General features: G+C 59.1%; 20 protein-coding genes and 3 pseudogenes. 11 read left to right on the top strand and 12 right to left on the bottom strand.

Annotated elements, in window-relative coordinates; all coding sequences use genetic code 11:
* Window positions 1–26: 26 nt before the first annotated feature.
* Window positions 27–818 carry an ethanolamine ammonia-lyase subunit EutC gene (gene eutC, locus OKW37_RS04550; protein WP_429407844.1) on the bottom strand — a complete coding sequence of 264 codons (792 nt, stop codon included), beginning with the start codon at window positions 816–818 and terminating at the stop codon, window positions 27–29.
* Window positions 815–2,209 carry an ethanolamine ammonia-lyase subunit EutB gene (locus tag OKW37_RS04545; RefSeq protein ID WP_090802277.1) on the bottom strand — a complete coding sequence of 465 codons (1,395 nt, stop codon included), beginning with the start codon at window positions 2,207–2,209 and terminating at the stop codon, window positions 815–817. Before OKW37_RS04545 ends, eutC begins: the two co-directional genes overlap by 4 nt.
* A gap of 318 nt (window positions 2,210–2,527) precedes the next feature.
* Between OKW37_RS04545 and OKW37_RS04540 the strand changes: the two genes are divergently transcribed.
* The gene (locus tag OKW37_RS04540) at window positions 2,528–3,409 is read left to right on the top strand and encodes an AraC family transcriptional regulator (RefSeq protein WP_429407847.1); all 882 of its coding nucleotides are present in this window, start codon (window positions 2,528–2,530) and stop codon (window positions 3,407–3,409) included.
* 459 nt (window positions 3,410–3,868) lie between these two features.
* On the opposite strand, the gene OKW37_RS04535 is transcribed toward OKW37_RS04540, so the two are convergent.
* Complete coding sequence (locus tag OKW37_RS04535; RefSeq protein ID WP_260321167.1) at window positions 3,869–4,774, bottom strand: dienelactone hydrolase family protein; 906 nt, start codon at window positions 4,772–4,774, stop codon at window positions 3,869–3,871.
* 424 nt (window positions 4,775–5,198) lie between these two features.
* Here OKW37_RS04535 and OKW37_RS04530 point away from each other — a divergent pair, with 424 nt between their 5' ends.
* Window positions 5,199–5,444, top strand: coding sequence for a hypothetical protein (locus OKW37_RS04530; RefSeq protein ID WP_429407849.1), 246 nt, complete (start codon window positions 5,199–5,201; stop codon window positions 5,442–5,444).
* Window positions 5,445–5,448: 4 nt separating this feature from the next.
* Window positions 5,449–5,610 (top strand): CHAD domain-containing protein, encoded by a 162-nt coding sequence (locus tag OKW37_RS04525; RefSeq protein WP_429407851.1) that lies wholly within the window; start codon window positions 5,449–5,451, stop codon window positions 5,608–5,610.
* A gap of 183 nt (window positions 5,611–5,793) precedes the next feature.
* On the opposite strand, the gene OKW37_RS04520 is transcribed toward OKW37_RS04525, so the two are convergent.
* Together OKW37_RS04520 and OKW37_RS04515 are read right to left on the bottom strand one after the other, a co-directional pair.
* Window positions 5,794–6,018 (bottom strand): hypothetical protein, encoded by a 225-nt coding sequence (locus tag OKW37_RS04520; RefSeq protein ID WP_184060931.1) that lies wholly within the window; start codon window positions 6,016–6,018, stop codon window positions 5,794–5,796.
* A gap of 155 nt (window positions 6,019–6,173) precedes the next feature.
* Complete coding sequence (locus OKW37_RS04515; RefSeq protein ID WP_184060932.1) at window positions 6,174–6,359, bottom strand: DUF3562 domain-containing protein; 186 nt, start codon at window positions 6,357–6,359, stop codon at window positions 6,174–6,176.
* Window positions 6,360–6,743: 384 nt separating this feature from the next.
* Here OKW37_RS04515 and OKW37_RS04510 point away from each other — a divergent pair, with 384 nt between their 5' ends.
* The 3 genes and pseudogenes from OKW37_RS04510 to OKW37_RS04500 form a co-directional block, all read left to right on the top strand.
* Window positions 6,744–7,196: a hypothetical protein gene (locus tag OKW37_RS04510; protein WP_429407854.1), complete on the top strand. Its 453-nt coding sequence runs from the start codon at window positions 6,744–6,746 to the stop codon at window positions 7,194–7,196.
* A 186-nt stretch (window positions 7,197–7,382) separates the two neighbouring features.
* The gene (gene phoU / locus OKW37_RS04505; protein WP_184060934.1) at window positions 7,383–8,090 is read left to right on the top strand and encodes a phosphate signaling complex protein PhoU; all 708 of its coding nucleotides are present in this window, start codon (window positions 7,383–7,385) and stop codon (window positions 8,088–8,090) included.
* Window positions 8,091–8,150: 60 nt separating this feature from the next.
* A pseudogene (locus OKW37_RS04500) lies at window positions 8,151–8,668 on the top strand (OB-fold nucleic acid binding domain-containing protein); the annotation flags it as partial.
* Window positions 8,669–8,758: 90 nt separating this feature from the next.
* On the opposite strand, the gene OKW37_RS04495 reads toward OKW37_RS04500, so the two are convergent.
* The 3 genes and pseudogenes from OKW37_RS04495 to OKW37_RS04485 form a co-directional block, all read right to left on the bottom strand.
* Window positions 8,759–9,148 carry a response regulator gene (locus tag OKW37_RS04495; RefSeq protein ID WP_184060935.1) on the bottom strand — a complete coding sequence of 130 codons (390 nt, stop codon included), beginning with the start codon at window positions 9,146–9,148 and terminating at the stop codon, window positions 8,759–8,761.
* 547 nt (window positions 9,149–9,695) lie between these two features.
* A complete protein-coding gene (locus tag OKW37_RS04490) occupies window positions 9,696–9,875 on the bottom strand; it encodes a DUF2934 domain-containing protein (RefSeq protein WP_184004408.1) in 180 nt (59 codons plus the stop codon).
* A 307-nt stretch (window positions 9,876–10,182) separates the two neighbouring features.
* Window positions 10,183–10,383, bottom strand: a pseudogene (locus OKW37_RS04485) (cold-shock protein); the annotation flags it as partial.
* A gap of 68 nt (window positions 10,384–10,451) precedes the next feature.
* On the opposite strand from OKW37_RS04485, the gene hfq reads away from it, so the two are divergent.
* The gene (hfq, locus tag OKW37_RS04480; protein ID WP_260321168.1) at window positions 10,452–10,745 is read left to right on the top strand and encodes an RNA chaperone Hfq; all 294 of its coding nucleotides are present in this window, start codon (window positions 10,452–10,454) and stop codon (window positions 10,743–10,745) included.
* Window positions 10,746–10,768: 23 nt separating this feature from the next.
* Here the strand turns inward: hfq and OKW37_RS04475 are convergent, their stop codons facing one another.
* The gene (locus OKW37_RS04475; protein ID WP_184060937.1) at window positions 10,769–11,032 is read right to left on the bottom strand and encodes an XRE family transcriptional regulator; all 264 of its coding nucleotides are present in this window, start codon (window positions 11,030–11,032) and stop codon (window positions 10,769–10,771) included.
* Between the two features lie 814 nt (window positions 11,033–11,846).
* Between OKW37_RS04475 and phaP the strand changes: the two genes are divergently transcribed.
* Entirely contained in the window at window positions 11,847–12,419 is a 573-nt protein-coding gene (phaP, locus tag OKW37_RS04470; protein WP_184060938.1) for a TIGR01841 family phasin, read from the top strand.
* A 411-nt stretch (window positions 12,420–12,830) separates the two neighbouring features.
* A pseudogene (locus OKW37_RS04465) lies at window positions 12,831–12,938 on the top strand (cold-shock protein); the annotation flags it as partial.
* A 410-nt stretch (window positions 12,939–13,348) separates the two neighbouring features.
* Here OKW37_RS04465 and OKW37_RS04460 read toward each other — a convergent pair.
* Window positions 13,349–13,621: a hypothetical protein gene (locus OKW37_RS04460; RefSeq protein ID WP_260321169.1), complete on the bottom strand. Its 273-nt coding sequence runs from the start codon at window positions 13,619–13,621 to the stop codon at window positions 13,349–13,351.
* 421 nt (window positions 13,622–14,042) lie between these two features.
* Between OKW37_RS04460 and OKW37_RS04455 the strand changes: the two genes are divergently transcribed.
* Both OKW37_RS04455 and OKW37_RS04450 read left to right on the top strand, forming a co-directional pair.
* Entirely contained in the window at window positions 14,043–14,594 is a 552-nt protein-coding gene (locus tag OKW37_RS04455) for a hypothetical protein (protein WP_429407858.1), read from the top strand.
* 372 nt (window positions 14,595–14,966) lie between these two features.
* Window positions 14,967–16,742 (top strand): SWIM zinc finger family protein, encoded by a 1,776-nt coding sequence (locus OKW37_RS04450; protein ID WP_429408491.1) that lies wholly within the window; start codon window positions 14,967–14,969, stop codon window positions 16,740–16,742.
* A 209-nt stretch (window positions 16,743–16,951) separates the two neighbouring features.
* Here the strand turns inward: OKW37_RS04450 and OKW37_RS04445 are convergent, their stop codons facing one another.
* Together OKW37_RS04445 and OKW37_RS04440 are read right to left on the bottom strand one after the other, a co-directional pair.
* Window positions 16,952–18,280, bottom strand: coding sequence for a hybrid sensor histidine kinase/response regulator (locus OKW37_RS04445; RefSeq protein WP_429407860.1), 1,329 nt, complete (start codon window positions 18,278–18,280; stop codon window positions 16,952–16,954).
* 186 nt (window positions 18,281–18,466) lie between these two features.
* A complete protein-coding gene (locus tag OKW37_RS04440) occupies window positions 18,467–18,727 on the bottom strand; it encodes a hypothetical protein (protein WP_429407862.1) in 261 nt (86 codons plus the stop codon).
* Window positions 18,728–18,901: the final 174 nt, after the last annotated feature.

The following is an 18,901-nucleotide window of genomic DNA, read 5'->3' as shown; positions in this document are numbered from 1 at the left end:
CGTGCGAGATTTACGCTCGTTGCTTCCTACGCTGAACCGTCGTTCACGGCAGGATGCATCGGAGCGCTGGCTAGCAGCTCATCGCTGTCGTCTTTCAAGCCCACCCCTGTCAGTCTCAGCTTCCTCGCCTGCGTGAGCAGGTAATGCAGCTTGTGCGCGGCCTGCGGATAGTCGAGGCCTTGCGGGCGCACGTTGGAAATGCAGTTGCGCTGGGCGTCGCTGCACCCCGTTTTCGGCGCGTACGTGACGTAGATGCCGAGGCTATCCGGTGAACTCAAACCCGGCCGCTCGCCGATCAGCATCACAACGATTTTCGCGTCGAGCAATTCGCCGATCTCGTCGCCGAGTGCGACGCGCGCCTGACGCGCGACCACTACGGGACCGATGGTCCAACCCGCGAGCTTTGGATGTATAGCTTGCAGCAACGGTACAGCCTGCTTCGATGCGGCGAACGCCGATAGACCATCGCCGATCATAAACAGCACATCGCTTGATTGCGATGGCAGTCGGGCAAGCGTCGCGCGACTCTCCTCCGACAGACGCCGCCCAAGATCGGGGCGCCTCAAATAATGCTCGCGATCCGGCGCGGCGCTATGCACGTCGAGCGTGTTGAAACCTTGCGCGCGCAGCTGTGCGTGCAGCGGGTCCACGTCGAGCGGATGGTGCACGGCGTCGCGCGCCTGCGCATGCGCGAGATTGAACGCGAGCAATGGTGCCGTCGGCAGGCTGTTGCCCGCTCGGCCCAACGCGATGCGTGCCTGCGTAAACCGACGCAGTGCGCTCCACGGGTCCTTGTCGAGTGCGTCGTTCTCGCTCATGCAATCCCCATCCAGTCGCGCGCACCTTCGAGCAGCGGTTGCCGCGCCGATGCGCCGATCAACGCGCCGCGTGCGTCGATGATCTGCATCGACTCCAGCCATTCCTCGAATTCCGGCGCCCGGCGCAAACCGAGCACGTCGCGCACGTACAGCGCGTCGTGAAAGGACGTGCTCTGATAGTTGAGCATGACGTCGTCCGCGCCAGGTACGCCCATGATGAAATTGATGCCCGCTACGCCGAGCAGCGTCAGCAGATTGTCCATGTCGTCCTGGTCCGCTTCGGCGTGGTTCGTGTAGCAGATGTCGCAACCCATCGGCACGCCGAGCAGCTTGCCGCAGAAGTGATCCTCGAGACCCGCTCGCGTGATCTGCTTGCCATCGTATAAATACTCGGGGCCGATGAAACCGACTACCGTGTTCACCAGAAACGGCTTGAACTTGCGCGCGACCGCATAGGCGCGCGCCTCGCAGGTCTGCTGGTCAACGCCGAAATGCGCATCCGCCGACAACGCGCTGCCCTGCCCCGTTTCGAAGTACATCAGATTGCTGCCGACGGTGCCGCGTTGGAGCGACAGCCCCGCCTCGTACGCTTCCTGCAGCAGCGCGAGCGAAATGCCAAAGCTCGCGTTCGCTTTTTCGGTACCGGCGATCGACTGGAATACGAGATCGACCGGCGCGCCTTTTTCCATCGCGGCGATCGTGCTCGTCACGTGCGTGAGTACGCACGACTGCGTCGGTACCTGATAGCGCTGGCGGAAGTCGTCGATCATCTGCAGCAGCTTCGTGATCGCGGCGAGGTTGTCGCTCGCGGGGTTGATGCCGATCAGCGCGTCGCCGCAGCCGTACATCAGGCCGTCGAGCATCGAGGCGGCGATGCCTTTGACGTCGTCGGTTGGGTGGTTCGGTTGCAGGCGTACGGACATGCGGCCCGGTAAACCGACCGTGTTGCGAAAGCGTGTGATGACCGGGCGTTTACGGGCGGCGGTGATCAGGTCCTGGTTGCGCATCAGCTTTGAGACGGCGGCGACCATTTCTGGTGTTAGGCCCTCGGTGATGCGGGTGAGTGCGTCGGTGTCGGTTGTGGTGCTGAGTAGCCAATTGCGGAAGTCGCCTACTGTCAGATGGGAGATTTCGGCGAAGGCTGCTGGCGAGTGATCGTCGATGATCAGGCGGGTGACTTCGTCGGTTTCGTAGGGGATCAGCGGTTCGTTCAGGAACGTGCGTAGCGGCACCTCGGCGAGCGCCATTTTGGCGGCGACCCGCTCTTCTTCGCTCGCTGCCGCGATGCTTGCGAGCTGGTCGCCCGAGCGTTGCGGGCTCGCTTTCGCGAGCAGGGTCTTCAGGTCGGCGAAGCGGTACGTGCGACTGCCGATCGACTCGGTGTAGCTCATGTTTGCGGCTCCATCGCCTCGCGCGAACGCGGGTAGGAATGGGAACGGCGGTTACATGCTGCAGGTTGCTTGCTGCTGGTGCTGGTGCTGCTCACTACACGATAGCGCCAAACGGCGGCAGCGTCACGTTGCGGAGATTGGGGCTGTTTGCCGATGCTGTGTTTGGCGCTCCTGCTCGCGTCCACGGGGCGCGGTCAACAGGCGCTCAATCCCCTTTGTGCGCACCGCTTGAAATCCGCAGGATTTGGTAAACGGCCGACACTCGCTGACGTGATACTTTGTTCGCATCCTCTCGCGACAATTTTCTGCGGTCCAGTCATGAACGAATCAGACCATCGGGCTCGATACGAGACGCGACTCGCACGCGTGCTCGACCATATCTACGATCACCTCGACGAACCGCTCGATATAGGACGGCTTGCGGAGATTGCGTGTCTGTCGCCGTATCACTGGCACCGGATTTATCAGGCGATGTATGGCGAGACGGTCGCGACGACCGTGCGGCGTTTACGGTTGCATCGCGCAGCGGGTTTTCTTGCGAGTAGTTCGATGCCGATTGCTCAGATTGCCGAGCGTTCGGGGTATAGCAGTTTGCAGTCTTTTTCGCGGACGTTTTGCGCGGTGTTTGGTGTGCCGCCGGCGCAGTATCGCAGGCAAGGCACGCATAGCCGGTTTCGTCCGGCGCTTTCAGGAGACGATCAGATGACGATGATTCGTGAGGTCGTGATTCGTTATGTGGAGCCGATGGAGATTTTGTCGGTCGATCATGTCGGACCTTATATGCAGATCGGAAAGGCTTTTGATGCTTTGTTGGGGTGGCTTGCGAAACATACTCTGCTCGAGGCGCAGGTGCGGATGATCGGGGTTTACTTCGATGATCCGGGAGTGGTCGAGGAGAAGGCGTTGCGCTCGAAGGCGGGTGTGTTGTTGCCGGGGCCTGTGATGGCTGAAGTGGCTTCGGCTGTTGGGATGGGTGGGGCGGTTTCTGCTACGCGTATACGCGGTGGGGAATATGCGGTGTTGCGGCATGTGGGGCCGTATAGCGATATGCGAGCGGCTTATGAGTGGTTGTACGGGACCTGGCTCGTGCAGTCTGGGAGGGAGGCAGCGGATGCGCCGGTGTTTGAGGAGTATTTGAACAGTCCCAAGGAGACTGCGCCTGCGGAGTTGGTTACGGAGATTTGTTTGCCGTTGGGGTGAGGTGTGGGTGGCTGGGTTGGTGCTCGCTGGTTCTGCGTCCTGCGATGTTGCTGTCGTTATGTGCGTATACGTTGCGCGTGTTTCGGCGTGCTTCTCCGGTTTTTATAGTCTTTATATATGTATACGTAGTAATAGTTAACAAGTGGGGCGTTCGGCTGTGGATAACGTGGAAGTTCGTTTACGGATCAATGCGCTGCAGAATCGATAACCCTTGGGAGCGCGGGCGGACAGGTTAACGGAGCCAGGGAGAATTTTTAGCCGACCGGTTACCGCGGCGCATTTATCAAGGTTTCGCCCACAATGTGTTCGGCTGTTTTTACAAAAGTTTTCCAAAGGGGGATGTGGATAAGTGGCCTCGAGTGGAAGGCCATTTTTTGAAGAAGATCTCGCAGAAAGCAAATCTCCGCGCGTTTTACGTAACAGCCCAAAGCAATGCTGTTCCCGCCAGTCTCAACGGAATCACGGGGCACGTGTCGGTGTCGGCTTAAGCGTAGTGGTAACCAGGTTGGCTATTGCCTTCTTCGTTTGCTCCGTCGCGCTCTCGTCGTACCCGATTGTCACGCCCCGTTCGACACAGGGGTCCGCATATGAGAACGGCAGGTTGCTTTTGACGTTAAGCAAATGTCCCGCACTGCGTTCTTCCCATGCACAATTGCGCACTGTTTGCGCTTTCGGCAGGGAGGTTGGATGTGCGAAGGCGCGCGCATCGAAAATATGATTAACCCCGGCAAACTCGGTCAGCTCTACGTCCGCCCCCTTGGCTTTCAGCCGTTCCACATAGGCCTTGCAAGGCGCGACCGGGTCATAGTTGTCTGCGCTTCCATGGAATATGCGAATGGGAGCCTGTGATACGTTGTCGTCATCGAGGTAGTGGGCACTGCAGTCTGGGTAAAGCGGAACATAGGCTGCAAATCCTGGAGTCGACGCATCGGCATGCGCTTTCTGGAAGCGCACCATGCTCGCGTAGAGCGTGTCTTGCCCTCCACGGGAAAAGCCCATTAGCATCACGCGGCTCGCGTCGACATGAGGGTTTTTGGAAATAAGGCTGAGCGCGCGATACGCGTCTTCTGTCTGGGCGAGTCTGCCAAGCTGACTCTGGTCATTGATTGTGTTTTCTATGCCTCGGCTCGTGAAACTGTCGACAACGAAAGTGGCAACGCCCAACGACAGGAACCACTGCTCCCAGTCCGCTATCTGGCCGCCGATACCCCCAGACGGGTGCAGCAGTATGACGGCGGGCAGCCTGTCGGTCCCGGATCGAGGCAGCCGCAATTCACCGGCTATCGTCACGCGCTTGCCGTCTTCGCTTCCGGCCAGAAATTGCTCGTCTGTGAGCGTCATCGACTCGAATGGAATGACTTCCATTCGCGCCACCTGCGCGTAGGGGACGCGCGGAATGCAAAGGAGCACAAGGACTAGCAAAAGGAACGGCAAGCCTCTCACACTTGCGAACATGGCCGTCTCCCATGAGTACGGACAGAGTTATTTATGCAGCGTTATAGGCGGTCCGGGCAGGAATGCAATGCAAATGACAGAATTGTCGTGATACGACAGACGGTGACGGCAGACGGCAGGCACTTTATCGATTCGCCGGGTCGCGCATGTCCAGAAAATCGAGGATTCGAGTCGCTTTTAGCCGTCCGGAGTCGCCGAGCGCGGTCGGCGCGCGAGCGTAGCGCCGATTTCACTTCGCCGCCCCCAGGTTGATTCCTGAGCGGGAGATGTTTGGCCTGAATGTCGACTCCGCGAGCAGGAAGAAAAGCTCAAGCAGTATCAGCACGTCGACGTATTGTTCATCAGCCTGACTATTAATGAAAAGTTTAAAACTCTTATTGAACGGGTCGACCGGTATCGAAGTGATGCACTATCGTTCAGCAACAGGACAATCGCAAATGCTGGTGTTGAACGGATAGTTCAACACGCGATGGCCGCCGCCGAAAATCAGATTTGTGCACAAACTGTCCTGACGCCACTGGATGAATTTGCGGCGCGGCGCGCGGAGCAAGCCAGCAGGATGTTGAAAGAAGCGCGTTAGGCGCGTGGTCTCGAATCGGGACGCTGACTACGCAGCGCTTCACGATGTACGTATCGCGGGGAAGAGGCTGCGATATTCACTCGAATTCTTCACGCCGGTACTTGACGACCACTACCTGGCGGCGATTGAACAACTCGCACAGGTCCAGGAGCACCTGGCCATTTGAACGACTTGGTGACCAGCTAAACCTTACTCCGCGAATATGCTTTTCAGCTCGGCGAACCGCATGCGTTGAAGAAGGCAGTCAAATATCTGGGGGAGCAGCAGCAACTCCACGGACGGGTCGCGCTCGAAATGCTGCGTACAGGCTGTCAGGTGGGGCCGTGAGTACAGCCATTCCTGAATCATTCTAGCTACCAGACGCTTTCCGCTTCCTCGACTCGACCCGTCGCGACAGGTCGGTCAGCAGCCATCTAGCAACTACGTCAGGCCCGTTCATGTCATGGCTGGCGAACTTGATTTCGTCCTCGAAGTAGACGATAACCGTGCCGCTCATGACGCGGTAGCGGCCCCGATAGCGGGTGCCATCCAACTCGACTTCGATTTCCCTGGTTGTTTCGTAATCTTCGACCATCAACACCGCCCTGTAATAACTATGACCAGTCGAACTTACCCAATCACATGAGGTACGTCAACGACACAGGAGCAGGAGCCTTTCGGTGCACTTCTTCAATGCGGCAGAATGCGGCGTTGCACGGCGTCGCGATGGTTATTGATGTCAATTCGGCCCTAGTGCCGATGTCGCAAATTCTCGCGAACACGCTTGGCCACGAGAACTGTCATGTAATCCATCACCCGCGCGCCGTCGCTGTATTCGGCCCGCGTGTCCTCATACAGCTTCGACACGGTCTCGGTGGGGGTATTGGTGTCGGAGGCAATAGCCTTGATGACATCCTCAGCGTTGGGCTGGGCCATGGCGCTCTCCTAGCGTTGAGTAGGAACGGCAACTTCGGGAGGTCGATTAGACGACGCTGCCCAACCGCATGCAAATTGAATAGACCTATCGCTTCGTTTTGTCTTTAGGGACGCTTTTGTGTTCTGTTGACCACTGGTGCGCTTACTCCACTGCCTGGTGCCCGACACAGATGAGCTGCGAAAGGCACATGTTCGGCGCGCACTGCACAAAATCAATCTTTTCAGCTACTTGTCCCGCTTGCCCGGGAATTGTCCATAGCCTTGCAAACAGATTGTGTGGACAACTTGATGGTCCTGGCATGAGGGCGGCATCTCGAATGCGGTCTGGCAATCGCAAATTAACGGTATATACTGTTTATACCGTTTATCAGTCTGGAGATGGTCATGAGTGAACCCAGCGTGAGGAAGCCGACGAAGAAGGCCTTTCACTTCCCGAAGAATGTCAACGGCCATGCGAAAGCCGATGAGAAGCCAGCGGATGAGAAGAGCGTGGCCGCAGCCGCAGCACCGGATGCCCAGCCGGCTCCGACGAAGGCCGGCAAACAGAAGCGCGCGAAACCCGTTGAGGCAGCGCAAGTCAGTCCGGCAGCCGAGGTGAAAGCGAAACGCGCGAAGAAAGAGAAGGTGGTTCGCGACAGCTTCACGATGCCGAGGTCCGACTACGAGAAAATCGCGGCGCTGAAAAAGAAGTGTCTCGACGCAGGCGTCTCGGTGAAAAAAAGCGAGCTTCTTCGCGCTGGTCTGCTCTTGCTGGACTCGGCCCCCACCGCCGAGGGTCTGCTGGCAGCTGTTTCTGCGGTCGAAACCGTCAAGACTGGTCGACCAGCAAAATCGTAGCTGTACCACGGTCCGAGCGGATTGCCCGTGCGGGCCGGGGTTCGCCGCTGTGCTTCGCTGAATGCTTCTGCACGGTTCCTGGAACATCGGCCACTGTTCCATACGACGCGCGCCATGACGTGATGGAGCGGTCACGAAACCGCGCGGCGATTACAAAAACAGCTGGGTTGGCTGGCACGGATTCCTATGCCCGATAACCACCTTTCCAGTCGATTCGACGCTGACATCAACCACGTATTGTCCAAAGTTTTCGAGATGGGCGGTTTCGTTGAATCGCAAGTCATGAATGCGATGCAGGCGCTTAACCACCTCGATTTGGACCTGGTCGACAGAATCATCGCCGACGAGCGTCGAGTCAATGCCATCGAAGCAGAGGCCGATGAAGAGTGCATCAACATCATCGCGCGGTACCAGCCGGCTGCACGCGACCTGCGTCTGCTGATGGCCATTTCGAAGATCGTCACGAACCTCGAGCGTGCTGGGGATGAAGCGCGGAAGGTCGCTAAGCGGACTCGACGAATTGCAGAAGACCACAATGCACCGACCATCAATGTCGCGGAAATCGCGTTATCCGGTGAGATGGCCATGACTATCCTCCGCGGTGCGCTTGATGCATTCGCGCGCCTCGACACAGTTGCCGCAGCACAAATCGTCCGCGACGACGACGCTATCGATGACCAGTTTCGTTTGTTCGTCCATGAGCTGGTGAAGTACATGATGGAGGCTCCCCGAATCATCCCCATCGCGCTGGACTACCTCTTCATCGCAAAGGCCATCGAACGCATTGGCGACCATGCGACGAACATAGCGGAATTCATTATCTACGTAGTCAAAGGCAAGGACGTGCGCCACGTTTCCCGTGAACAACTCGAACGCGAAGCATTCGGTCAATGATAGAGCGTGAAAGCAGGACGAAGCAGGGAGCGCATCGGTCGCGAAGACGGACTGACAGCGATGCGCTTCTCCTCGCCTTCGCAGTTAGTACGGGATGCACAACGCCATGGCGTCAAGGTGCTGCCAGTCGATGTGGCCATCAGCGTTTGGGACTCGTCGCTTGAGCACAGTGCTGGCATCGTCGCTGACTATCTCGGTCTGTCGGTCTTACGCTTGGTCGACATCCGCTCGAACTGCTGCGGCCGGAGTTGCTCGCAAACCGGCTGATGCCAGCGTCGACTCTGCGCACCTATCGCGACGAGCGGCTCGCACGAGGCTGCGGTCTTGTTACCGCACGGCAACGGCCGGGCACTGCGAAGGGGGTCATGTTTGTGACGCTTGAAGACGAGACCGGCAACGTGAATGTAATCGTGTAGCCGAGCCTGCTCGAGAAGCAGAGAAAGGAAGCGCTCGGCGCATCGCTACTTGCCGTGTACGGAACATGGCAATGCGAAGGTGAGGTTCGACATCTGGTCGCGCAGCGCCTTGTCGATATGTCTCACCTGCTTGGCGGCCTGATTACTGCGAGCAGAAATTTTGCTGACTTACCAACGTGCCTTTGGAATCGGCATTTCCTTTCAACAGCCATCTTTCGATTTCCCTCGTCAGCACAAGAGGCGGCTTTTCGACTACGTTGTCTTGCGGCGCTGTTGCTCGCGATGGGTTATGTGGTCCGCCAGCAGCCGTCGCATTGTGGCCAGCAACACCGGTCCGTCCACGGGTTTGGGAAGGAAGCCGTCGTAATTGATGAAGGCCGGTGGACTGGGTTCGCCGGAAACCAGTATGAAAGCAACGTCAGCTAGTCCAGGCAGCGTGCGCAAACGATGACAGAGTTCGCTGCCCGACATCACCGGCATGCGCCAGTCGGCGACCACTATGTCGACTGGGGATTCGATGAACATTGCCAATGCTGACTGGCCGTCGCTCGCGCTTCTTACATCAAATCCGTCAGTGGCACAGATCGCGCCCCACGCGGCCAAAGCCTCCGCATCATCGTCTACCAGCAGTACGCTTGTCATGACCAATTGCAAGAGTCGCCACATGTCGTTTGGCAGCTTGATGCAGGTCAAAGTTCACGGGCCATGCATCGACGCCGCATACGCGCAGGGTGCGGGAACAGGTGGTGGAGGGGGCGCCGGTGCAGGCCAGGTGGCACCGGAATGGGAACGCCGAAAGCAAGCGGCGCTACAAAGTCACCATCTGGCGCGTCCGGCGCAAACACCATGGGTAAGTCGGGCGATATGTCGCAGAAACAGACGAAGCCGAAAATGCAGAAGAAGAGGGAATGAATGCGCCCGCCTCTGACAGCAGTGGAATGAAGAAGACTTACAAGGGTGTCGCTGCGGAGGCACGCCGTTTAACCTGCCAGGTCAGCCTCGCGGTCAGGAGCGCGGTGCGGCAGGACACCAGCGACGCTGGATAGCGTCCGGAACGTCGAGTGGTCGGCGCAAAGCGACAACGAAGAGGCTCGTTGCGAGCATTGCGCCGCTGTCGCTCCGCTTTCAATAATTGCAACTCGACCAAGCGGTCAATGGCGGCTCTTCGTCAGCGCCATTCCAGTTTTCGTCACAGCGGCAGCCGCCCCTTTAGGTCGGCTCCGCTCCCGTCGGCATCGGATTCTTCCTCTTCTATCTGTGCGCGGGGTTGCTCCCAATACTCGTCGGCGCGACCGTCGGGGCTGCCGTCTTTTTCCCGGAGCTCGTAGGCCCGTACACGAATCTTCTCTTCCCGCGAAACGTTGTCCATTGCTCAATCCTCCAGAGATTTTTCGCGAGCAGCTACTCGTGAAGTTGCTCCGCGTGCCAGTTTCACAGCGGAAGGCGAAAGCGTCGATGCGGGAGCAGAAAGGCCCACGCCGACGAACGGGTCGAAGCAATTGGCGTCCGAGTCATGCGTGATGACGCCGCCGCGCCGCGCTTCGCGTTGACTTCCAATCTCGGCGCTTGGTGGCGGATTCTGCTTTTTCGACAGGCGCTCCTGGCCGACTCCGCTTTGAAAGTACGACGCCTGACGAACCGGCGCCGTAAGCGGCAAAGAGACAGACTATCTCCTGGACTGGCTTGATATTCGCGGCTTGCTTGCCCTTCGGCCCTATCTTCACGTCGAAGCTGACCTCCTGATTCTCTTGCGGCGACTTGAACCCGTCTGCGCTGATTCCCGAGAAGAGGGCAAACAGGTCTTCACCGCTGCCATCCGACGTGATGAAACCAAAACCCATCGCATCATTGAACCACTTTACGGTACCGCTTGCCATCATTGTGTCCAGAATCGAAAAGGCTGGCCGCTTCAGGTATCGCCGGTACAATCCAAGGACCTATCGCCTTGACCTTGAACATGACCGGACGCCCAGGCGTACAAGACGATTTTTTGCAGATGCCCGTGAACGACAAGACCACCGTAAACGTGTTCCTCGTGAACGGCATCAGACTGAGCGGTCAACTGGCCGCCTTTGACCAGTTTGCAGTTCTGCTGGAGTCTGGCCCGGGTGCGCAACTTGTCTTCAAACATGCCACTTCGACCGTGTTGCCGGTCAATGGCAGGAGCCAGGCACGTGACCCGACCGAGGTGCCGGTGAGTGGCGACAAGCCGAACCGCGTGCGAGGCCGTGTCCGATGAGAACTGCCATGACATGCTGTCGCTTACGCTTGACCTGCGCATAGCCAGACGACGTCCACGTCGAGAAGTTCAGAAAGGCGCGCACAATCCGTGCTCTTCGGAACGGTAACTCCGGCGCGCCAAAGGGTCACCTCGTGTTCCGGTACGCCGAGTGACCTGGCCACCCGACCGGAGGTCACCTTGGCGCGCTTGATGGTCATGTCCAGTCGTGCAGCGAAGGCCCGCCTGGAGCCGTTGTGTTTGAGAGTGCCTTGCAGATGTACATCAAGATTCGGACGACGATTCATGACGTGCAATGCTCCTGTAACTCATCGTGACCAAACCTACGTGCTTCAGGCTACGAAGGTGTGACACGACTTCGACGTTGATGCTTGCGGTCGAACGCCATCAACCGGGCTGGCATGTCGTTCGCGTGAACTTCACTGCACCTGAACGCCCGTTGCGGCGCGCCTTCCCCGCTCTGAGTTAACGCTTTAAATGCCCGGTGTAATCGACACGGATACCGTTTTCCTATCCCGTACGTGGCCAGAAGTCACTCCGCCGCTTTCTTCGAGTGAAGTAGCAGCGCAATGACAACGCTCGCAGACGTAGGTCTGTCGGAAAACCTACCCGGAGGTCGGCACCTGTTCGTGCGTCACCGGCTTTGGTCACCAGCGGGTCCGGGAAGTTCCAGTGGCGAATATCTGCTTGCGTGGAAAAGAGCGGCGTTGTTCCACGACCTCGTCACACATCGCGATGATGGTCTCCGGCGAAAGCGCCATCGCAATAAGGACGCAGACGCATCCAGCAGGTGGCGGCGAGAGAAAAAACACCCTTTTTCAAGTGTGCCCCAGATAGGCAGATTCAATTGGCGCCCCGACCGCTGCCGTCCTGTAATTGTATTTTCGTCGTCTGCAGTTCCTGCATCTGTCGACGTCCGCAGAGCACCCTTACGCAGCCCAGTGCTGAGGACGTTGTACGGGCTCGTGGCCAAGACCAATACGCCTGCGGAGCCGGTGTCGAAAATACAGCTGCTCGGGAGCTTCCATACGACGCGCTTCATCAGTTGGTCACCGTTGCCGAACATGCTGGGCGTTGGGCATACATCTTCCGGAGGCGAACATGGCTGATTTTCAGGGACAGGCTGCTACAGCGCAGCAAGCTAATCTTGACTTCTTTTTCGGCCTGGCCAGCAGAATGCTGGAGGGCGAGGAAAAGCTCGTCAGACTGAATCTGGATACGGCGAAAACGACGCTTGCCGATTGGCACCAACGCGAGCAAGACGGGCTGGCGAAGAAGGACCGACAGGAAGTTACCGGTCTGCAAGATGCGCTGGCGCTGCACTCGGCGGAGAAGGTCCTGACGTACGAACGTCAGGTTGCGGAGATTGCGTCGACCACGCAAACGCAACTGGCAGAGGTCGTCAATGCGCGGTACCAGGAGGTCAGCCGCCAGGTTCAATCGTTCGTCGAGAATCTCGCGCAAAACGCCCCGGTCGGCTCCGAAGCCGCAATCGCATTTCTGAAACAAGCTATCACGCTGGCCAACACCACTCAGGAAAGCGTGCAAAAGGCCACGAAGCAGGCAGTCGAAGTCGCGCAAAGTAACCTGGACGCCGCAACAAAAGCCGCATCGGAGGTGACCGAAGCGGCTGACCAGGCAGTCGAGAAAGCAGCAAAAGCGGCGAAGCAATAATTTGAAGGAACGTTGAACCCGTGGTCGCACGGCGCGGCGACCTAACGCGCCTGGCCGCACACTGCGACCTGGCCGCTACCGGACAAGCCCAGCTCTCGTGGGCGCTGGTCGGCCGTTCGGGCGCACGTCATGTCCGCCCACGTCTGTTACCAGGCTCGCGCCGAGACGGGTGCTTTTCAAATTTTGTCGGGAACGGACGTCCCACGTAAAAAAACAGCCTCGTACAGAGGCGGCAAGTCACTACTTGGGAATACTGGGCGATGAAATCTCCCCTTAACGCTAAAGGGGCCTCAGACGTTCGAGTGAGCTGTGCGCCTATTGGACTTCCACTCAGAGAACATTGCGCAACGGGTATTGTTTCGTCAAAGCCATCCAATCCAAAACCGTGGGAGGATCTGTTGCGCACTTCCCGAGGTTCAGGCAAAGGGCTTCAAATCGCTGCAGGAAAACCAGAAGGTAAGCTTTGGCCGGAAGCAAGGCCCGAAGGGTAAGCAGGCAGCGAAAATCTATCCAAGCTAACACCTCAGCGCAACTCGCTGACACGCAAAAGAATGGCCTTAGCTCAATCGCAGTTACGTTATCCGAGACTCCGACAGTGAAGTTGTAGTCTGCTGTGGTACATGGGTCAATCCGGGTAAAACGCCGATTCTGAGCGCTCGACATTTCGCTCGTTCCCGGCGCGGCCGCGTCGAGATGCTTAGCAGCAAAACTCAGAACTCGTTCAGTTCCCGTCGCTCGGGCGGTCTGCACCTGCATAGCTCACGCTTGCTCGATTTGTGCCGGGACGGCCGAGGCGCCGTGCAGTGGCGCCCCACGTGTCCGTGGACTTCGCTCATCTTACGAAAATGCGGCTCGATAGCCGTGCACCGGCCCGAAACCAGATTGAATCCCGAGCGCCGCGATTGAGCGCGGCGAACTCGTGACCGTCATCAAAAGGTGGCGGCGGCCCCCTGTACGAGAGGGTGCTCTGCAGTTGACTTCCGCCTATTGGCAGTGGGCGGGAACACGCTCCACCTGCCGTCATCGTGCCTGAAGAAAAACAACGCGCGCGCTCCGGCTGGTGACGACGTTTCGACGCACACGTAGCGTCTCCCATTCCCTGCGGTGCGACTGAATCTGGTTACATGAACGTGCATCGTGGGAGCCGGTGCGAGCCACTTTTCGACCTGACAACGCAGGGACTGCCCGTTCGTGTTTTTCATGTTCCGCTCCAGCAGGTTTTCCGTTCAGGTAACGGGACGGTTTTCACCGTTCATCTCCTTAACGCCGCAGACGCCCGCAATGTTGACCAGGGATTTGTGATTTCTGAAACCGGATATTTCGAGGTGAGTGGGCCTCAGAGAATTGCCAGGAGCTGGACGGCCGACGGCACAGGCCGGCCCGAACCCTGACCATCGACATCCGCGGCGCCCGCGTTGCCTGAGGGCGACTCCTGTCGCCTCGCCATGCATCGGCAGTTCCGGGTTGCTGATAAATCGACAGGATGGACGCCTTGTCAGACAGGTCCGCGAAGAAGTCCGAGTTTTTGCCGCTCAAGGAAAACGCGAACACCGTGCCTCTCACAGCGCTGCGCGACGGGCAAGCTAGAATTGTGCTTCGACTCACGTAGAGAGAAATGAGCAGATGAATGATGCATTCGAGCGCCGTGCCTTGTTGCTTCACCTTGGAGATGTACTGGAGGTCGTGAACCGTCTCCTGAAATGTGGTGACGGCCACAAGACCGTACGCGAACTGGCCGCAGCGCACGACCCGCTTGAAGGCTTCCCGCTCCTCGAACAGGTATCGCCGCGGATGACAGCAGAGCAGTTTGTTCAGCGAGTGTCAGACGCCTTCTTCGCATGGCCACGGGAACTGCTTGAGCCTGAGCTGAATCGCAAGCGTCTTGCTTCCACTGTTCGACGGAGTCTGTTTGCCGACAACGCAAACGGATGGCGTGCGTACGTCGCTGCGTTGCGTAGCGACGTTCGGTGGTTCGGTGTGGGCTTGCCGTCGGTGAAAGCTGGCGAGGACGTGTGCGCTGACTCGACCGATGGCAGTTCCGAAAGCTTGCAGGCGGACGAGGCTCCGAGCGCTGGCGATGTCGAGCGTAATGACGGACAAGCCGAGGACCAACGGGAGAGCGTTGAAAGCAGTGGGCGAGTCTACCCCTCATGGCCGTGGAAGTCCGACGCGTAAGTTGTGGAGACGACGTGAGGGTAGATGAATGGTTCGCTTGACCTGACTCCACGTCGCCGCTGATTCCGCTGCGTTCGTCGACGTCGACAGGGTCCGAATTGTGCGCGCCGCCGCTCTACGGGAGCGTTACGCTTGGGGCGCTGACAAACCGTGCTGGTAGTACCCCTCGACTGCTTATATCTGTCGTATCGCTCAAGGAAAGACGTAGTACCAACGGACGCGCCTGGTCCCTCCCGAAATTGGAATTCCTCCTGCAGAGTCAGGGAATTTCGCATGCGACGGGCGCCTTTGGGTGGCCGTTGGTTTTGCGGATTCGTGCCACAGCCGATTGGCTCGTGCATCCTTCTTTCTCGCATATCTCCAACGTACGCCATGTCCAGCCAGTCACCACTTCACGACATCATTACCCTCGCCGAAATCCAGTCGCTCGCGGACACGAAAACGTTCGGGCGCGGCAAGGCGTATTTTCATGAGGGCGCCGTATCACGCCTCGAAGAGCGCGATGGTGTCCTTCGCGCGAACGTACGTGGCACGCACAGGTACCGCGTCGAACTTGGCGCGGGCGACGACGGCGAGCTGACCTACGAATGCGACTGTCCGGTCGGCGAGGACGGTATCTTCTGCAAGCACGGGGTCGCGGTCGCCCTGTCGTGGCTCGAGAATACCGGCGCGGAAGTGTTTCATGCCGATGAGTCAAAGCCGGCAAAGCCTCGTAAAAAGCGCAAGACGTACGAGGAGCAGATTCGTGAATATGTTGCGACGCTGAATGCGGAAGCCGTGCGCGAACTGTTGCTGGAAGCGGTCGAGCGCGACATGGCGCTGCGCGACAGGCTGTTGCTCGCGGCGCGTGCGGCAAACGCCGGTGACCTCCCGGGCATGAAGACCGCGGTACGACAGGCGACGCGCATTTCGCGGCCGCTCGACTGGCGCGAAGCCGGCGCGTACGGCGACGGCCTGATGGCGCTCGCGGACATGCTGCGGCAGCGGCTTGCCAGTCCTCAGGCCGCCCAGGTGGTCGAGCTTGCGGAACTGGCGATTGCCGGCGCCGAAGCAAGTCTCGAGCAGATTGATGACTCCCGGGGTGATGTGATGCCGGCCATCATGGAGCTTGCCGCCGTACATCTCGAAGCATGTCGACAGACGCGACCGGACCCAACGAAGCTCGCGGAGCGACTGTTCCGGTTCCAGACCGACGGCATGTGGGATACCTTCTACGATGTGTTGCCGGCTTACGCCGAACCGCTCGGCGACCTTGGGATTCATCGGTACCGCATGCTTGTAGAAGACGGATGGGACGGCCTGCCGGCACTGGCGCCGAGCAATGAGTTTCGCCGGTCGTTCGACCCGCTACGCATGCGACTGGAACGCGCGATGGAGGCGCTGGCCGACCTCGACGGCGATGTGGACGCACTGGTTCGCATCCGGTCAAAGGACCTGTCGAGTCCCTACCGCTTCCTGCTGGTCGCAGAGCTTTGCGCGAAGCACGGGCGCTACGACGAAGGACTCGCGTGGGCCGAACGCGGCCTCATGGAGTCAGGCAAGAACGTGGACCAGCGTCTGCTCGACTTCTGCATCCAGGAGCACCTGCGGCGCGGCGAATTCGAGAAGGCTGATGTGCTCGCGTGGCAGCGTTTCGGGATGCACCCGGGTGCAGAAGCATTCGCCGCCCTGATGGATGTCGCCAGCGCGACTGGCCAGCATGATATGACACGCGAGCGCGCGCTCAATCATCTGTGGAGTCTTGTTCGTGCTGAAGAGGCGCCGACCAAAGCGAAGCGCAATTCCTGGCAGATGCCGACGCGAACCGAACTGGTCAAAATCTTTCTCACCGGGCGCGAGTACGACACGGCGTGGAAGACGTTCTGCGGCGGTCCCGTGGCGACAACTATGTGGGCAACGATGGCATCCATTCGCTCAAAGACCCATCCGCACGACGCCATTGTCCTGTATCACCGCCTGCTACCCATCGCCGCCGAGAGTGGAACGCGTAACGCCCGTTATGAGGAGGCGTTCGGCATCGTGCGGACTATCGGGAAATTGCGAGCAGAACTGAAGGAGCATGCGCAGTTCGCCGATGAACTGCAGACCATCCGCGAGACCTATCGTGCCAAGCGCAACTTCATGAAGCTGCTGGCGACACTGGGTTAGTCGTGGCTGTCTACTCAAGCGCGCGGCCAATCAGGTCCTGGGGCATGCGCTTCGCCCCCGGTTTCGAAGCTGGCGACGATGCGGGAATCCTTGATGAGTTTTGTTCCCTGCACAATACTCCCGCCGACGGCATATTGGCCGTTCGGGGCGATGGCATGTCCCGTGAGGGGTAGCCTCCTTTATATGTTCCGGATGCCGTCCTCGATGTGTCACGAGCGGTGCCAGTCTTTACGATGTCGGGTCGCGTCCCAACGTCTGTGCCAGATTTTCGTAACCAGTGAGTCGGCGGAATTAGCGCTGCCCGGGAATGATGCCGTCCCCATCGACACTTTCCGCCGACCGCGACGCCATGAGCGCATGACATCCGCGAGGTCATCGAGCGACAGCGGTTTGATGAGATGGCAGTCAAATATCCGCTCATCAATCTGAGGTCTGCCTGGGGTATCGGTACTGCCGGTCAATGCGACCAGTTTCGTCAGGGAGCATTGGGCGCGAAGGCGAAGTAGTTGTGCGAGCTCGATGCCATCCATCCCTGGCATCGTGATATCAATCAGCGCAACGTCCGGCGTGAATGATTCCACTATCGAGAGCGCGTCGGGTCCGCTCTGTGCCCGCTTCACCTCGTGCCCCTCCAGCTCCAGCAATGTGCCGAGCGCCGCCGTGGCGTCTGCGTTGTCGTCCACGAGAAGGATGCGAGCCGGTGCCATGGTGCGTGTCGCGGACGCGACGGGGGCACTCGTGCTTTTGCAGACAATGGGGAGCTGCACGGTGACTTCCGTCCCTTGGCCTTCACCGTCGCTCGCAACGATAACCGTGCCGTTGTGTGCGGCAACCAGATGCTTCACGACCGCCAGTCCGATTCCGAGTCCGCCTTCTGCCTTTCCGCGTGCTGACGCCGACTGGGCAAACATCTCGAAGACGTGTGGCAGCAGTGACGGCGAAATGCCCGCGCCGTTGTCCCTCACCGTGATGACCGCAGTGCGGGGCGATGAATCGTGTATCGGCTCGATGCTCAGGTCCGGTGCCTCGACTGACAAAGTGATGTCGCCGCCGGGAGGGGTGTATTTCACTGCATTCGTCAGCAGATTCGATATGACCTGGGTGAGTCGGGCAGCGTCGGCGTGAACGGTCACCGGAAACGGCGGAATGGTCACATGGATGCGGTGCTCACCGTTTTTGACGTCGGCTTTCATCGCCGTCACTGCATCGGCCACGATATCCTGGAGCAGCCCGTATGAAGGGCGAGTGGAGAGCTTTCCATGCCTTATCCGGGACGCGTCGAGCAGGTCGCCGACGAGTCGTTTGAGTATCCGCATCTGCCTGTCGGCGATGCCGAGCGCAGACAACACGGCGGGATTATCTGTAGCGAGCTTTCGTGCGGCCGTCAGGGCACTGTCAATGGGTGCGAGAGGATTGCGCAGTTCATGGCTCAGCAACGCAATGAAGTCGTCCTTGCGTGCTTCGGCGAGAGTCAGAGCATTCCTTGATGCCTCCGCCTCTGACGCGCGCGCTTCGGCGTCGGCCTTTGCCCGGGTCATCGTGAGCGCTGCACAGGTGAAGTTCGCGAGACTGGTGAGGATTCTACGGTCCTCGGTATCGAAAACGCGTTCCCTGTCGTGAGACATCACCCACAGGGTGCCCCACGGGTCAGGTTCGCCCGGAATCGGTACGACCAGTTCTTCGATAATCTCGGGGGCAATGTGTTTCAGAAAGGCGAAGTGGCGCTAGGGAAAGGAAAAGAGTTGCCCCGTTGCCAGTTCAAGCGTCACGCCGCCTGGACTCTCCGCTATCGGGATGGTGCTGCTCACGGCGGCAAGGCATGCACCCGAAACCGCGACCCAGCGGAAGATGGGCGTGCCGTCGGTGTCCGTTTCCACTAGGCCGATGCCAGCGCTGCCCGCATCACACACCCTCAGTGCCATATCCGAGAGCGTCTGCAGCATGGTGCCGTCCCACAACGTCAGTGCCTGTGCCAGACGGTGCATCGCGCTGCTTTGCCGCCTCCGCTTCTACCGCCCGGCTTTTGCGTCGGCCTTCGCCCGGAAGGCCAGGGCAATCGCCTAGTTGACAAGTCGAATTTTGACTTCCTATTATGCATACACAGGTGCACACATCTAAGCACACATAGTTGTGTGACGTACGCATGTTCGTCGCCGGGA

The sequence above is a fragment of the Paraburkholderia sp. MM5482-R2 genome (assembly GCF_050436125.1).
GTDB lineage: Bacteria > Pseudomonadota > Gammaproteobacteria > Burkholderiales > Burkholderiaceae > Paraburkholderia > Paraburkholderia tuberum.
Note: the sequence above shows the minus strand (reverse complement) of the source record. Positions and strands in the feature narration are given on the sequence as shown.